The sequence below is a fragment of the Flavobacterium sp. A45 genome, assembly GCF_002001005.1.
GTDB lineage: Bacteria > Bacteroidota > Bacteroidia > Flavobacteriales > Flavobacteriaceae > Flavobacterium.
Window position 1 is genome coordinate 17,067 of the sequence record NZ_MUNX01000044.1, and the last position, 16,001, is coordinate 33,067.

11 protein-coding genes and 1 pseudogene are annotated in these 16,001 nt (G+C 33.2%); 4 read left to right on the forward strand and 8 right to left on the reverse strand.

Annotation, left to right across the window (positions count from 1 at the left end; translation table 11 throughout):
• Positions 1–37 precede the first annotated feature (37 nt).
• The 6 genes from rpsA to lon form a co-directional block, all read right to left on the reverse strand.
• Positions 38–1,816, reverse strand: a complete 1,779-nt coding sequence (gene rpsA, locus B0E44_RS02130; protein WP_077370556.1) for a 30S ribosomal protein S1 — start codon at positions 1,814–1,816, stop codon at positions 38–40.
• A 373-nt stretch (positions 1,817–2,189) separates the two neighbouring features.
• A complete protein-coding gene (locus B0E44_RS02135; RefSeq protein ID WP_077370557.1) occupies positions 2,190–3,431 on the reverse strand; it encodes a hypothetical protein in 1,242 nt (413 codons plus the stop codon).
• Positions 3,432–3,451: 20 nt separating this feature from the next.
• Complete coding sequence (locus tag B0E44_RS02140; protein ID WP_077370558.1) at positions 3,452–4,834, reverse strand: nucleoside permease; 1,383 nt, start codon at positions 4,832–4,834, stop codon at positions 3,452–3,454.
• A gap of 76 nt (positions 4,835–4,910) precedes the next feature.
• Positions 4,911–5,603, reverse strand: coding sequence for a (d)CMP kinase (gene cmk / locus B0E44_RS02145; protein ID WP_077370559.1), 693 nt, complete (start codon positions 5,601–5,603; stop codon positions 4,911–4,913).
• Between the two features lie 61 nt (positions 5,604–5,664).
• Complete coding sequence (gene porQ, locus B0E44_RS02150) at positions 5,665–6,687, reverse strand: type IX secretion system protein PorQ (RefSeq protein ID WP_077370560.1); 1,023 nt, start codon at positions 6,685–6,687, stop codon at positions 5,665–5,667.
• A gap of 154 nt (positions 6,688–6,841) precedes the next feature.
• Positions 6,842–9,295 carry an endopeptidase La gene (gene lon / locus B0E44_RS02155; protein WP_077370561.1) on the reverse strand — a complete coding sequence of 818 codons (2,454 nt, stop codon included), beginning with the start codon at positions 9,293–9,295 and terminating at the stop codon, positions 6,842–6,844.
• 296 nt (positions 9,296–9,591) lie between these two features.
• Between lon and B0E44_RS02160 the strand changes: the two genes are divergently transcribed.
• From B0E44_RS02160 to B0E44_RS02175, 4 genes are all read left to right on the forward strand, one after another.
• Positions 9,592–10,146, forward strand: coding sequence for an RNA polymerase sigma factor (locus tag B0E44_RS02160; protein WP_077370562.1), 555 nt, complete (start codon positions 9,592–9,594; stop codon positions 10,144–10,146).
• On the forward strand, positions 10,143–10,679 hold the full coding sequence (locus B0E44_RS02165) for an anti-sigma factor (protein WP_077370563.1): 537 nt from the start codon (positions 10,143–10,145) through the stop codon (positions 10,677–10,679). The genes B0E44_RS02160 and B0E44_RS02165 overlap by 4 nt, the downstream gene beginning before the upstream one ends.
• Positions 10,663–11,733, forward strand: coding sequence for a hypothetical protein (locus tag B0E44_RS02170; RefSeq protein ID WP_077370564.1), 1,071 nt, complete (start codon positions 10,663–10,665; stop codon positions 11,731–11,733). Before B0E44_RS02165 ends, B0E44_RS02170 begins: the two co-directional genes overlap by 17 nt.
• A gap of 74 nt (positions 11,734–11,807) precedes the next feature.
• Complete coding sequence (locus B0E44_RS02175) at positions 11,808–12,533, forward strand: head GIN domain-containing protein (RefSeq protein WP_077370565.1); 726 nt, start codon at positions 11,808–11,810, stop codon at positions 12,531–12,533.
• Positions 12,534–12,681: 148 nt separating this feature from the next.
• On the opposite strand, the pseudogene B0E44_RS02180 reads toward B0E44_RS02175, so the two are convergent.
• Both B0E44_RS02180 and B0E44_RS02185 read right to left on the reverse strand, forming a co-directional pair.
• Positions 12,682–13,518, reverse strand: a pseudogene (locus B0E44_RS02180) (MFS transporter); the annotation flags it as partial.
• The gene (locus B0E44_RS02185; RefSeq protein ID WP_371594448.1) at positions 13,506–15,872 is read right to left on the reverse strand and encodes a SusC/RagA family TonB-linked outer membrane protein; all 2,367 of its coding nucleotides are present in this window, start codon (positions 15,870–15,872) and stop codon (positions 13,506–13,508) included. The pseudogene B0E44_RS02180 and the gene B0E44_RS02185, both read right to left, overlap by 13 nt.
• Between the last annotated feature and the right edge of the window lie 129 nt (positions 15,873–16,001).

Below are 16,001 nucleotides of genomic sequence, written 5' to 3' on the forward strand. Positions count from 1 at the left end.
AAATTGCAGGGCTTCCTATATTCAAAAAATCAAGAAATTATTTTTTCTCTGATTTTTCCATTTTAGCTTTTAATGCAGCTAATACATCATTGTTATCTCCTAAAGTTGCAGCTGGTGCGTTTGTAGTAGATGCGGATGAAGTATTTTCAGTAACAGCTTTCACGTTTTTCTCTTCTTCTTCACGGAAGATAGCAGTGTGAGATGCAACTACTCTTTTGAATTCTTTGTTGAATTCAATTACTTTGAAATCAGCAGAATCTCCTTTTTTCAATTTCTTACCGTCTTCTTTTTCAAGGTGACGAGTAGGAATGAAAGCAACGATATCATCTCCGAATTCTACAGTAGCTCCTTTGTCAACGATTTCAGAAATTTCACCTGTGTGGATAGTTCCAACTGCGAAAGAATCTTCGTATTGATCCCAAGGATTAGCAGTAGTTTGTTTGTGACCTAAAGATAATTTACGTCCATCAACATCTAATTCTAATACAACTACGTCTAATTTTTCACCAACATTTACAAATTCAGATGGGTGTTTGATTTTCTTAGTCCAAGATAAGTCAGAGATGTAGATTAATCCATCAATTCCTTCTTCTAATTCTACGAAAATTCCAAAGTTTGTAAAGTTTCTAACGATACCTGTATGTTTAGAACCTACTGGGTATTTAGAAGTAATGTCAGTCCAAGGATCTTGAGTCAATTGTTTGATACCTAATGACATTTTACGGTCATCTCTATCTAAAGTTAAGATAACAGCCTCAACAACATCTCCAACTTTTACGAAATCTTGAGCAGAACGTAAATGAGTTGACCATGACATTTCAGAAACGTGGATTAAACCTTCAACACCTTCAGCAACTTCGATAAATGCACCGTAATCAGCGATTACAACTACTTTACCGTTTACTTTGTCGCCAATTTTCAAATCAGAGTTCAAAGCATCCCATGGGTGAGCGTTTAATTGTTTCAATCCTAATTGAATTCTTGTTTTCTCATCATCGAAATCAAGGATTACAACGTTTAATTTTTGGTCTAATTCAAGAACTTCACTTGGGTGGTTGATTCTACTCCAAGAAAGGTCAGTAATGTGAATTAATCCATCAACACCACCTAAGTCAATAAACACACCATAAGAAGTAATGTTTTTAACAACACCTTCTAATACTTGTCCTTTTTGTAATTGACCGATGATTTCTTTTTTCTGTACTTCGATATCCGCTTCAATAAGCGCTTTATGAGATACAACAACGTTTTTGAATTCGTGGTTAATTTTTACCACTTTGAATTCCATCATTTTGTTTACATATACATCGTAGTCTCTAATTGGCTTAACATCAATTTGAGATCCTGGTAAGAAAGCTTCAATTCCGAAAACGTCAACGATCATACCACCTTTAGTTCTGCATTTAACAAAACCATTAACGATTTCTCCTGTTTCGTTTGCAGAAATAACTCTATCCCAAGATTTAATAGTACGTGCTTTTCTGTGAGATAATACTAATTGACCTGTTTTGTCCTCACGGATGTCGATTAATACTTCTACTTTGTCACCTACTTTTAAAGCTGGGTTGTAACGGAATTCATTTAAAGAAATAACACCTTCAGATTTAGCATTGATATCAACGATAACGTCTCTATCTGTAATTCTAACAACAACTCCTTCAACTACTTCTTCTTGATCTGTAGCGATGAAAGTTTTAGATACTAGTTCTTCAAACTCTAATAAGTTTTTCTCATCTACTGCATCGATACCTTCTTCGAAGTTATGCCAGTTAAAATTTGCTAAAAACTCTTCTTGTGATTTTAATTGTTCAGACATGCTGATAAAAAATTTGTATTCTGTTTTTTCTCGAGTTTCTTCATGCGATAGAAAAATACAGAAGTTGTTTTACTTAAATTGTTGATACCTAAAGGAAACTCTTCTCTACCAAAAGGTGTGCAAAATTAATTCTTTTATTTAATATGGCAAAATATTTATAGAGAGATATTTACAGAAAACGTTAAACAGCCCAAAAAAGGGTTTAGAAGCGAATGATTAGGCGTATTTATTGACATTGTTCCCGCTATTCGTTGCAATCTTATAAGCCGAACGCCGGCTTATAAGGATTTTCACTGCACACGAGCGAAGCGAACTGGCGAAGCAATCGGGGCTAGTTAGGGTATATGTGAATTATCGGAAAAACAATAAAAGGTCAATCCAAAATAAGTTCAAATAACTTGGGATTTTCAATTTTAGTTTCATCCAATTTAAAATTTTTATCATAAAACTTCCAAGGCGAATTGCCAAAAAAATACAATTTGTTTTGAACTAGTGTAGCCAAAGCAGGCTCATTAAAAACTTCCCTATTATTGTCCATAACAACAAAATCAATTATTTTAGCACCACTCTCATTCAATTTATACCTCACAATCCGAATAGGTACTACACCATTCTGGATGGCAATTAAAGATTTTTTATAAAAAACTAACCCATCTATTCCTTTTTTTGAAGTTTCTTCAGGAAAATCTAACCAAGAGTGTTCTTTAGTTTTAATATAAATAACCAAAACACCTTTCAAATAATCAGCAATAAATAATTTGGATTCATTTTCATCAAGCGTGATTCCCTGTAAATTAAAAGCTTCCTTTTTTAAATCTTTCCAAAGCAACAAGCTATCCTTTTCGATTTTATAGATAAGCGGATCTGAACTATCGGAAATATAAACATCATTATTTTTGGCTACAATAATATCTCCAAAAACATGACTCCCTTCCACACTATAGCGTTGAACTAGTTTTTGAGTTGCAATTTCAATTTTCAAAATTTCGCTTTTCCCTTCATCTTTTTTAGTAAAACCTTTCATTTCAGGTATAGCTGAACAAGCAACCCATAAATATTTTTGGTTATTGTCTGTTTTTAAAGCAAAAACGGAGTAAGAACAATCGGTAAACCAATCAGAACATTTGCCATTTGCGTCAAAGGCAACAATTTTTTTATTACGGATACTAGATGCCAGCCATAGTTTGTGTTTTTGCAGATAAAGTAATCCTTCAGGATGCAAATTATTTTCCGAAAGACTTATTTTTTGAGCGGAACTTTCAATTACAGCTGATTGAGAAACCTTCAATTGCAATAATTCTTTAAACCCTTTGTCTTCTTTAATAGATTCAAAGTCTGAATCACCTTCAAAAGCAACTGTATTGTTAGCTAAAACAATGCTTTTTAAAACGGATAAAGCCTCTTGCTTTTTCCCATTCAAGGAATAAGCAGAGGCTAAATTATAAGTAAAAGTTGGATGCATTGGCCGAATACTGTCTAGTTGCTTGGCTAATTTTAAAAACAAATGATAATCTTTGTTTTTATATGCATCTAAACTTTGATCATATATAAGTTTTGTTTGAGAAAATCCTGAAATCCCTAACAAGAGCAATAGGTATAATTTAAATTTTTGCATCTTCTAGGATTTAAAGTTATTTAATGACTCAAATTATCCACTACATCTGCATTTGGATTGTGTTCGTGTTTGAACATAATGGCAAAAGCTATAGCAATAACCAAAGAATAAATGGCAAAAGCCAACCAAATCGTATGCCAATCTTTCATCATTATTACGTTTTGCAACAAACCATCGGTAGTGACAGAGTTCCCTTGGCCTTTTACAAATTCAAGCATTTTTGGATTAGCAACATCTGTTTGTAGAAAAGAAGCCAACTCGGTTGTATTAGTAAAAGATTTTGTAAAAAAGCGGTCAATTGCCCAACCCGAAGTAAAACTTCCCAAAATTGCCCCTACTCCATTGGTCATCATCATAAACATTCCTTGAGCCGAAGAACGATTTTTAGCATCTGCATGTGTCTCCACAAACAATGAACCTGATATATTAAAGAAGTCAAAAGCCATTCCGTAAACTATACAAGACAAAATTATCATCCACAATCCTTGAACAGGATCTCCAAATGCAAAAAGCCCAAAACGCAATACCCAAGCCAGCATACTAATCAGCATTACTTGTTTGATTCCAAAACGTTTCAAGAAAAACGGAATTGCCAAAATAAATAAAGTCTCCGAAATTTGAGAAATTGACATTATAATTGTAGAATATTCCACTACAAATGAATCCGCATATTTTGGAAAATGTTTAAACTCATCCAAAAAAACATCGCCATAAGCATTTGTCAATTGCAAAGCTCCTCCTAAAAACATGGAAAAAATAAAAAACAAAGCCATTTTGTAATTGGCAAATAATTTAAAAGATTCCAGTCCCAAAGTTTCCATCAAGGAAGCATCCTCTTTGATTAATCGCTGTGGTTTACATTTTGGTAAGGTAAAAGAATAAATTCCCAATACAACTGCAGCTATTCCGGCAATATAAAATTGATAAGCAGTGGCTTTATTCCCCGTCAAATTGGTAATCCACATAGCAGCGATGAAACCTATTGTACCAAATACACGTATTGGAGGGAAGCTTTTAACGACATCCAAACCGTTTGTTTTTAAGGCATTGTATGAAATTGAATTACTCAAAGCTATCGTTGGCATATAAAAACACATTGCCAAAAGCATGATGTATATAAAAGTATCTGGTGTAGTAACTTGGGGAATGTAAAACAAAACAGCCCCGTATGAAATTTGAAGAATACCATATAATTTTTCGGCATTAACCCATCTGTCGGCAATAATACCTGCAATAGTTGGCATAAAAAGTGACGCAATTCCCATGGTTCCAAAAACCAAACCAAATTGAGTTCCTTCCCAGTTTTTGGTTCCAAACCAATAATTTGCAATTGTAATCAACCAAGCTCCCCAAACAAAAAATTGAAGAAAACTCATTATTATCAATCTGTTTTTAATTCCCATGTGACGAATTGTATTTTTTTATTTTAAGATTTTGTGGCGCGTAAATCTACCATTAATATTAATATTAACAAAAAATTTATAAGCTATTAATTACCTCATTTACCAACTCCAGAACAACGTCGAATTGTTCTTTGCGATCCAAATAAGAATTGTCTACTTCTATAGAATCCTCTGCCATTACTAATGGAGAATCATCTCTGTGAGTATCAACATAATCACGATCTACAACATTCTTCAAAACCTCTTCGTAAGAAACCGAATCGCCTTTTGCCTGCAATTCATCAAAACGTCTTTGCGCACGTGTGTCTGCTCCTGCAGTCATGAAAATTTTAAGCTCGGCATTAGGAAAAACAACGGTACCAATATCTCTTCCATCCATAACGATTCCTTTTGCTGCGCCCATTTCTTGTTGTTGCTCCACTAATTTAGAACGTACTTCTGAGATAGCGGCTATTGCGCTTACAAAATTGGAAACTTCCAAAGTTCGGATCTCGGTTTCTACATTGACATCATTCAAGTACATTTCGGCAAAGCCTAATTCAGGATTGAATTTAAAACTCAATTTTATGGAAGGTAAACTATTTACCAATTTCCCTTTATCCAAAAAATCAGCTCCGATACAATTGTTTTGCATAGCAAATAATGTCACAGCACGATACATAGCTCCAGTATCTACATATACGTATCCCAAATGTTTGGCAAGTTGTTTGGCTAAAGTACTTTTTCCAGTGGATGAAAATCCGTCTATTGCTATGGTTATCTTTTTCATGTTTTTATTTAAAAATAAGTTTAGGTCTTTATTCTGTATTCTTAGCTCTTTCGTCTAATAATTATTCCCCAAAATTAACAATCATTCCAAACAAACTGGTGTTTCCTGCTAAAGTATATTTGGAATAGGAATAATTGAATTTTAATTTATTCAGTCTAAGTCCAAAACCCAATGAGAGTCCTGAGAAATTTCTTTGGTCTTGAATTTGCAATTCTGCAGCCCTTCTAAAATTATAACCAAATCTAAGGTTAAACGCTTTTTTTGGAAAAAGCTCTGCACCAAAAATCATGTGGCGCAGCGCATTATTAAAAAATGACACTTTTTCTTCAGTCACAGTGCCATCAATAGAAGTTTCAGCATTAACAGGGTTTGAAAAAGCCAAATTCCATTGCTGTAAATTTTCGAGTGTAAAATGCCAGCGTATGGGAACGTGTTCCAATTCCTGGGAAACTCCAGCAATAATTTCAAAAGGTATTTTTTCTCTAGTACCGTCGTAGGTGGTAAATTGAGTTCCAATATTCATTAAGGTCAATGCCCAATTTATATCATTTTTTTCGTCGATATATACCATTCCCAAATCTACTGCTGCTCCAATTGAGTTGTAGCTTTCCAGCGTGGATTGAATAAGTTTTGCATTGGCTCCCAAATGAATATCTGTATAAGGAATATTATAGGCATAACCCAAAGAAAGGGCAATTTCACTTCCTGTAAATGAACTTGTGGGCAAGCCATTCTCATCATATCCATCAAATTTTCCATAATTGATGTAATTGATGCCAGCCTGAAATGTTTGTAAATGTTGATCGTAGGTATAGGCATATGAAGCCGTACCGTAAGTGACCTCTTGGTAGTAATTTCCGTAATTTAAGGATACACGATTATGCATTTCACTATTAATGGAAGCAGGATTAAACAGCGCCTGATTGACATCTTCATCATAAATGGTAATAACTTTTCCGCCTAATGCTGCTTGTCTTGGTGAGGTAATCAAGTTTAAAAACTCATAAGTGTACTTGCCTCCTATTTGTCCGTAAGTAACAGAACAGATTAAGAGTAAAAAGTAGAAAATAAGTTTTTGGGACATACAGTATTTGAAAAGTCAAAATTTAAAATTCCAAGCGTCAAACTTACGAAAATTAAACAGAAAAAGGATCAAAAAACAAATTCCAAATTCCAATAGTCCTGCTTAATTCAGGATTGGAATTTGGAATTTAAATATAAAAATTCAGTATTGGGATTTACTTCAAATCTTTTGCGTTTTTAACTTTGTCCTTGGTTATTGCCAATTCCAAAACTTCACTCATTTCTTTCACATAATGAAAGGTAAGACCTTCTAAATATTCAGCTTTGATTTCATCAATATCACTTTTGTTTTCATGACATAAGATGATTTCTTTGATATTAGCTCTTTTGGCTGCCAATATTTTTTCTTTGATACCACCAACAGGCAATATCTTTCCTCTCAAAGTAATTTCCCCTGTCATTGCTAGATTTTTCTTTACACGTTTTTGAGTAAATAAAGAAACTAAAGAAGTCAACATGGCAATACCGGCACTAGGCCCATCTTTTGGTGTAGCTCCTTCTGGAACGTGTAAATGAATATTATATTTTGAAAGTATTTCTGGATTTAAACCCATTAATTCGGCATTGGCTTTAATGTATTCTAAAGCAATTGTAGCCGATTCTTTCATTACTGTTCCTAAATTACCAGTAATAGTCATTGATCCTTTACCTGGAGAAAGTAATGATTCAATGAAAAGAATATCGCCACCAACACTTGTCCAGGCTAAACCTGTAACAACACCGGCAACTTCATTGTTTTCATATTTGTCTCTTTCCAATCTTGGAACTCCAAGTACTTTTACAATATCTTCGTCGGTCACTTTTTTATTGTACTCCTCCTCCATCGCAACCGATTTGGCAGCATTACGAACGATTTGTGCAATTTTATTTTCCAATCCACGAACACCAGATTCACGAGTATAACCTTCCACAATTTTTTCCAATTGTTTTTTGCCAATGCTCAAATCTTTGGCTTTTAATCCGTGAGCTGCCAATTGTTTTGAAAACAAATGCTTTCTTGCAATTTCTACTTTTTCTTCAATAGTATAACCGGACATTTTTATAACTTCCATTCTGTCCACCAAAGCTGGTTGAATAGCAGCCATATTATTTGAAGTAGCTATGAACATCACTTTGGATAAATCATAACCCATTTCAAGGAAATTATCATAGAAAGAACTGTTTTGTTCTGGATCTAAAACTTCTAATAATGCCGAAGACGGATCACCGTTATGACTAGAAGATAATTTGTCAATTTCATCCAAGACAAACACTGGATTTGATGTTCCAGCTTTCTTTAAACTCTGAATGATTCGCCCAGGCATAGCACCAATATAGGTTTTTCTATGACCTCGAATCTCAGCTTCATCACGTAAACCGCCTAATGAGATACGAACATATTCTCTTCCCAATGCCTCGGCAACAGATCTACCTATTGAGGTTTTACCAACTCCTGGAGGTCCTGTCAAACAGATGATCGGAGACTTCATGTCGTTTCTTAATTTAAGCACCGCCAAATGCTCGATCATTCTTTTTTTGACATCTTCCAATCCGAAATGATCTTTGTCTAATACTTTTTGAGCATGCTTTAAATCAAAATTATCTTTAGAATATTCGCCCCAAGGCAATTCTAAAAATAATTCCAAATAATTTCTTTGAATTCCAAAATCAGGAGCTTGTGGATTCATTCTACGCATTTTGGACAATTCTTTTTCGAAATGTTTTTGCGTTTTGTCATCCCATTTTTTGCTTTTTGCTTTCACACTCATTTCGTCCATTTCTTCCTCCTGCGAAACGCCTCCCAATTCTTCTTGGATGGTTTTCATTTGCTGATGCAAGAAATATTCTCTTTGCTGTTGGTCTAAATCAAAACGAACTTTTGATTGAATGTCATTTTTTAATTCGAGTTTTTGTAACTCCACATTCATATAACGCAATGTTTCCAATGCGCGGTCTTTTAATCCATTGATAGAAAGCAAATCTTGTTTTTCCTTTACGGACAAATTCATATTCGAAGAAACAAAGCTGATTAAAAACGATGGGCTTCCTATGTTTTTAATTGCAAATGTGGCTTCAGAAGGAATATTGGGGCTTTCATTTATAATTTGAACAGCCAATTCCTTTACAGAGTCAATTATGGCGTTGAATTCAGAATCTTTTTTAGCAGGTCTTTTTTCAGGAACTTCTTTAATTTTAGCTTTTAAATAAGGTTCTTCAGAAACCATTTCAGATAATTCAAAACGCTTTTTTCCTTGCAGAATAACGGTAACGTTACCATCAGGCATTTTTAAAACGCGTAGAATACGGGCTACAGTACCAATTTTATGAATATCATCAAATGTAGGATCTTCATCTTCTTCGTTTATTTGAGCTACTACTCCAATTACTTTTCCGGCTGCATTAGCATCATTAATCAATTTGATTGATTTATCTCTTCCAGCCGAAATTGGAATAACTACACCTGGAAATAAAACCGTATTCCGCAAAGGTAAAATGGGTAAAGAATCGGGTAATTCTTCGTTATTCATTTCTTCCTCATCTTCTGGAGTCAATAATGGAATTAATTCGGCTTCAGAATCAAATTCTTGAAGTGACAGATTGTCAATAGTAAGTATTTTATGATTTGACATAGTAGTATTTAAGTCTTTTTGTCATTAATTTTATAAATCGGAACGCAAATATAAGGTATCGCAACAATATTTTGAGCTAATATCGATGCATAAATACAGTATAGCATTGAGGTGTAAAATAAGGCAATCATTATGCCAAAATCAAATCTGATTTGAATTTTTATCCGGTTGTGAATCCTATTTTTCATTTAAGACGTTTTTTGTTTGAAATAAAAATGAAAAAAAATAAACTAATTTTATAAAACTGTAACAAACCAAAAATTTTCATGTCTTTACTACAAATCATTACTATTTAATTGAATCTGACCAATCAAAATATCGAAGAATTAATTGCGCTTTGCAAAGAAAACAATCAGAAAGCACAATTCGAGATTTATAATCGCTATTGCAAGGCGATGTATAATGTGGCCTATCGAATTGTGAAAGACGAGCATTTTGCCGAAGACGTCATGCAAGAAGGCTTTTTGAAAGCATTTACTAAAATAAATGATTTCAAACAAGAAGTAGCCTTTGGCGCTTGGCTGAAACGGATTATAGTTAATTACAGTATTGATTTTTACAAAAAGAATAATCAATTTAAAACAGAAGATTTTGAAAAAACACTTTACAAACTAGAAGAAAACGATATTGACAGGGAAGAAAAGTTAGATTTTAATGATTTAAAAGTAAAACAGGTTTTAGAAACAATCCAGTCCTTGAAATACAATTACAGCATGGTTCTTACCTTATTCTATATTGAGGGTTATGATCAAGAAGAAATAAGCGAAATTCTTAAAATTAGTTATGCCAACTGTAGAACAACATTGAGCAGAGCTAAAGAAAATTTAAGGAAAAAATTAAATGAGTTATGAAAAATGAAAATGAGAAATTAGATCAATTGTTTGAAAATTTAGAAGATCAGTGGGACATCCATGAAATGGATAGTCAACATGAAAATCGGTTTTCAGAAAAATTAGCTCTAAAAAAGCGAAAAAAGAATTTTGGATTTATCTATGCTATAGCAGCTTCTGTGGTTGTCATGCTTGGGGTTTCATTGTTTTATACGAATAATGAAAAACCCAAAGAACTGAAATTTGCTTCTAAGGAAACCAAGCAAACGGATTCTATTTTCACCATTTTGATTGAGCATCAATTGGAACAAATTAAAGCTAAAAAATCACCCGAGAATGAAAAAATCGTAAATGATGCATTACAACAAATGAAATCGCTAGATAGCGATTATGAAAAAATCAAGCACGAATTGGAAGTCAATGGTGAAAGTAAACCTATTATTTATGCTATGATTAGCAACTTACAAACCCGAATTTCATTTTTGCAAAATGTTTTGCAACATATTGAAGAAACTGAAAAACTTAAAAAATTAAGCGATGAAAAAACTATTTAACATACTACTATTACTTCTTCTGTTAACCCCTTTTTTAGGATTTTCGAATGATGATTTTAATTATACCAAACAAAAAGTAATCAATAAAGCCTATATCGTGAACAGCGATGCCGGAATAAATATTGAGAATTCCTATGGAAGCATTTTTGTTACCACCTGGAATGAGGATAAAATTGAAATCGAAGTTCTCATTAAGGTCAGTGGTGATAATGAGAAATGGGTTAACCAAAAATTAGCTGGAATCGATGTGGATTTTGTAGCTTTGAAAAGCATGGTTAGCGCCAAAACTGTCTTTGGGAACACCAGCACAAAAAATAATGGAAGGAATAATAATTTCGAAATCAATTACACTATAAAGATTCCTAAAAACGGAACCGTAAAATTGAATAACAAGTACGGAAATATTGGTACTTCAGATCTTTTTTCTACAACTGATATCAATTGTAAATACGGTAAAATTAATTTGGGAAAATTAAATGGTAACAGCAATACAGTACAAATTGGTTATTGTTCAAGTTCTACTATTGAATATTTAAAAAATGGTTCAATAACCTCAAAATATTCTGGATTGAAAATGAATGAAGTTACCAAGCTTGATCTGCTTTCGGATTATTCTGAAATTGAGATTAACGAAGGCAATGATGTAAAATACAACAGTAAATACGGAAGTGTAAAGATTAAAAAACTCAATTCATTGGATGGAATTGGAAACTATCTGACAATTGATGTAGGTTCTGTCTCAAATCAATTGAAAGTAAACACTAAATATAGTAATATCACTATTGATGCGATTCAAGGCAAAGCCAATAATATAAATATTGTAGCAGGATATACAGGTGTTAATATTGGTTTTCTACCTAATTATAATTTTGATTTTGATGTTTCCGTAAGATATGGAGATTTTAGATATGACAATGAGTTGACTGTGAACTCCAGAGAAGAAACTAATTATACAAAAAGAGTTAGTGGTTTTTACAAGAAAAAAGGAGAAAATAAAATTTCAATCACATCTGATTATGGTAATGTAAAATTGTATAAAAAAGAAGGTCAATAAAAGATTCTTTGTCAATTCCAAAAAAAAAAACAAAAGAGGTTTCAATAATCAATCTATAATTTAATTAATCAAAAATGAAAAATTCAATTCTATTAGTCGTTTTTAGTGCTTTGTTTTTTACAACAATTGCAAATGCACAATGGTCAGATAACAAAGTTAAAGGAAACGGAAAGATAATTACCGAGAAGCGTACAACTGCTAGTTATGACGAAATAAATGTTTCCGGTTTTTTTGATGTGGTTTTGGTTTCCGGAAAGGAAGGTGCAATTTCCATTCAAGCCGAAGAAAATATACTTCGTTATATAAAAGTGGAAGTAGAAGGGAATGTATTGAAAATATATACCGAAAAAAACGTAAACATTAGTACTAACAAAAATATTATTTTGACTGTGCCATTTGAGCAAATCAGTTTCGTTTCCCTTTCCGGATCTGGCGATATTATTTCCAAGAACACAATTGTAAGCCCTACTTTTAAAGCTAAATTATCAGGTTCCGGTGATTTGACTTTAGATGTTAAAAGTTCCGATTTTGAAGTTAATTTAAGCGGTTCGGGTGATGTTGTTTTAACTGGAAATTCTGATAATTTTGTTTCCAAAACGTCAGGTTCTGGTGATGTGGATGCAACCAATCTGTCTGCAAAAAATGCGAATCTTACAATTTCAGGCTCAGGTGATATGAAAGTAAATTGTACGGAGAGCTTATTTGCAAGAGTTTCTGGTTCAGGAGATATTGAATATAAAGGAGATCCAAAATCAAAAGATACCAAAGTAAGTGGCTCAGGCGAAATTTCGAAAATGTAATTTTTTGAGTAGTGGTTTTTAAAATTACGAAATAATTTAAGAGGCTTTTATTCATTTAAAGCCTCTTTTTTGTTTTCCAATTTAATGTAATGACATTAAAAGACTTGTTTTTTATACTATATGGTTTCGTTTATACAAATCCAAATTATTATTTTCTAGGAACTCGTCTTAATAACAAGATACTAATCACAAAAAAGACTGCTAAAATAACAATCGCCAGTCTCGGGCTTCCTGTAATTTGATCGATAATACCATAAACACACATTCCAATTACGATTCCAATTTTCTCTGCAACATCATAAAAACTAAAGAATGAAGTAGTATCGTCAGTCTCAGGTAATAATTTTGAATATGTTGAACGTGATAATGACTGAATTCCTCCCATTACAAATCCAACTACTGTTGCCATGATGTAAAAATGCATTGGTAGTGTTATAAAAAAGGCAAGACCACAAAACACAGCCCAAATACTATTGATGAAAATTAAGGTGGGAATATTTCCAAATTTAGCAGAAACTCTAGAAGTTAATACAGCTCCGATTACTGCTACTAATTGTATTAATAAAATGCAAATAATTAATCCAATAGTACTCTCTTCTTTGGAGGACCATTGAATTTCCTGCGCACCAAAATAAGTAGCAACCAGCATAACGGTCTGTACTCCCATGCTAGACACAAAGAAGCCTCCTAAATATCGTCTCAAAGGAATATTCTCATTTAATAATATCCAAACCTTTTTTAATTCTTTGAATCCATTAAAAACAACTGATTTAGTCAGTTTTTCTCCTGCTTTATTATTTCCTTTTGGTAAATAATAATAGGTATATTGACTGAATAAAATCCACCAAACTCCTACCATTATAAAAGAATAACGCATGGCTTTCATTGCTGCTTCACCATCAGTTCCTGAAATTCCAAAAAGTTTCGGTTTCATAATCATCGCTAAATTGATGACCAATAAAATCACACTACCTATATATCCCAATTAAAGTTACCTGAAGATTTTAGATTATACCCTACAGTAATATCGTATCCTGTATTGCTCATTGTACCCAAATTAGAGTATGGTGCAGAAACCCCACCGTATTGATTTCCGCCTCCTGTTAAGTAAAGAGGCAATGGTACTTGAAACAAAAATCCTTCCGACTTTTTATCATAAAAATCAACGCTAGCAAACAATTTAGATTCAAACATTGTAAAATCAATACCAAAGTTAGTTTGATTCAATGATTCCCAAACTAAATTTGGATTTGGATAATTCGCTGGTAAAAACCCGCTTCCCAATCCTGAATTTTGAACATTCAACATCGCAGAATAGCTATTGTTCGGAATCTGTTGGTTACCAGTTTCTCCATAACCCAATCTGAATTTAATATTATCCACATATTGACGGGTTCCCTCCATAAAAGATTCATTAGAAAGTTTCCAAGAACCTGAAATCGCATTAAAAACACCTTTTTGGTTGTCTGTTGTAGGATCAAATTTAGATGAAACGTCTTGTCTTGTTGAAGCCGTGATACTGTATTTGTCATTAAAGTCATATATCACACGAGCAAAAAGAGACGAAAGTGAAGCGCTCCCTTTGTATTGAGTTACCGTATTATTATCAACATCGGCCAAGTTTAAGGTATGAATAGAATTTGTTTTAAAACCTTGAGCAGATGCAATTACTCCTTCCCAATGTGAATCATTTGCTTCCTGACCTAACAAAACTGTAAAATGATGTTTATCGAAAGTTCTATCATAAGTCAACAAGTTTTTAATATTCGTAGAATACCAATTTTGTCTTCTAACATCCAAATCAGCCAATATATTTTCTTGACTACCCCATTTGTAAGAAGGTCTAAAATCATCATTTTCTGAAAATTCCGTATTTGCAGCAATCTCAATACGATACTTAAATCCTTTAAAAAGATCCGCTTCTGCATATATATTTCCTAAGAAATTTTTACGAACCAATTTATTTTCTCTTGTCAAAGCTTCCGCAACTGGATTATAATAAGTTACACTTTGCTCTGATGATGGTGGGCCAGCAAATGATCCATCAGCATTTCGAACCGGTATATCTGGAGCTTGTAATAAAGTATTCGAAATTAATCCTGAATAGCTTTGATTCACAGTAATATCTTCATTAGTAATACCTCCTGATAGATTTCCTCCAACTCTAAGCCATTTTTTAATTTTAGAATCCAAATTTAAACGTACAGTATATCTTTTTAGACCAGAATTAATGATGGTTCCTTCATTATCCATAAAACTTCCAGATAAGTAATAACTAGTGCCCTCTTTGGCTCCCGAAAATGACAATTGGTGACTTTGCGAAATGGCGGTTCTGTATACTTCATCTTGCCAATCTGTTCCTGGGCCTAACAATTCAGGATGTGAAAATTCCTGACGTGTTTGAAAGCCCCATAATTTAGCCAGGTTTGTTTTTAAAGTAGCATATTCCGGCAAAGTCAAAACATCTAGTTTATTCGTAACATTACTTATTGAAGTGAAATTTTCATAGGCAACTCTGCCTGTTCCTTTTTTTCCTGATTTGGTAGTAATAATAATAACCCCATTAGCTCCTCTTGAACCATAAATTGCCGTTGCCGAAGCATCTTTCAAAATGTCCATAGATTCAATATCACTAGGATTTATCATTGATAATGGGCTAACTGCATTATTTCCACTTCCTCCAGATGAAGAAAATCCATCTCTACCTGCCAAAGGACGGCCACTTGTAGATTTTCCCGTAGCATCACCAGAAACTGGAACGCCATCAATAACATATAAAGGTTCATTCGTCCCTGAAATTGAAGTAGTCCCTCGAATCCTAACGGAAGCTGCACTACCAGGAGCACCAGAGTTGTTAGTAACACTTACACCAGCAGCCTTACCTTGAAGCATTTGGTCAACACTTACTACTTTTAGGTTCTCAATATCTTTTGCTTTTACAGTAGAAACAGATCCATTGATATTACCTCTTTTTTGAGTTCCATAACCAATTACAACGATTTCTTTCAAGTTTTCAGAAGAAGATGTCATGGTAACATTGAGCTTAGTGTTTCCTTTAACCGCTACTTTTTTGTTATCAAAACCAACAAACGAAAAGGTCAATATAGCATTTGCAGGTACATCGATTGCGTATTTCCCATCAAAATTAGAAGAAACTCCTTGAGACTCCCCTTCTGCTTTTATATTAACTCCAGATAATGGCAGATTGTTAGCATCTGTAACAATCCCTTGCACCTTTAGCTGTGCATTCATGATACCACAGGTAAATAATAAGAACATCAATGGAACCTTTCTGTGGTTTACTTTCCAATGAATTAAGTCGGATAATAATTTTTTCATAATAAAAATTTGTTAGTTAAGTTTAATAATTCCGATAGGTAATTCGGTCATTATTTTTGGCATCAATAAGTATGACATATAATTAACAAATTTATAACAGTAGTTGACATCAAATTAATATTATTATAT

Bases quoted from the DNA above. Each gene is read 5' to 3' on its own strand.
- rpsA (WP_077370556.1), bottom strand. From the start codon at position 1,816: ATGTCTGAACAATTAAAATCACAAGAAGAGTTTTTAGCAAATTTTAAC.
- B0E44_RS02135 (WP_077370557.1), bottom strand. From the start codon at position 3,431: ATGCAAAAATTTAAATTATACCTATTGCTCTTGTTAGGGATTTCAGGA.
- B0E44_RS02140 (WP_077370558.1), bottom strand. From the start codon at position 4,834: ATGGGAATTAAAAACAGATTGATAATAATGAGTTTTCTTCAATTTTTT.
- cmk (WP_077370559.1), bottom strand. From the start codon at position 5,603: ATGAAAAAGATAACCATAGCAATAGACGGATTTTCATCCACTGGAAAA.
- porQ (WP_077370560.1), bottom strand. From the start codon at position 6,687: ATGTCCCAAAAACTTATTTTCTACTTTTTACTCTTAATCTGTTCTGTT.
- lon (WP_077370561.1), bottom strand. From the start codon at position 9,295: ATGTCAAATCATAAAATACTTACTATTGACAATCTGTCACTTCAAGAA.
- B0E44_RS02165 (WP_077370563.1), top strand. From the start codon at position 10,143: ATGAAAAATGAAAATGAGAAATTAGATCAATTGTTTGAAAATTTAGAA.
- B0E44_RS02170 (WP_077370564.1), top strand. From the start codon at position 10,663: ATGAAAAAACTATTTAACATACTACTATTACTTCTTCTGTTAACCCCT.
- B0E44_RS02175 (WP_077370565.1), top strand. From the start codon at position 11,808: ATGAAAAATTCAATTCTATTAGTCGTTTTTAGTGCTTTGTTTTTTACA.
- B0E44_RS02185 (WP_371594448.1), bottom strand. From the start codon at position 15,872: ATGAAAAAATTATTATCCGACTTAATTCATTGGAAAGTAAACCACAGA.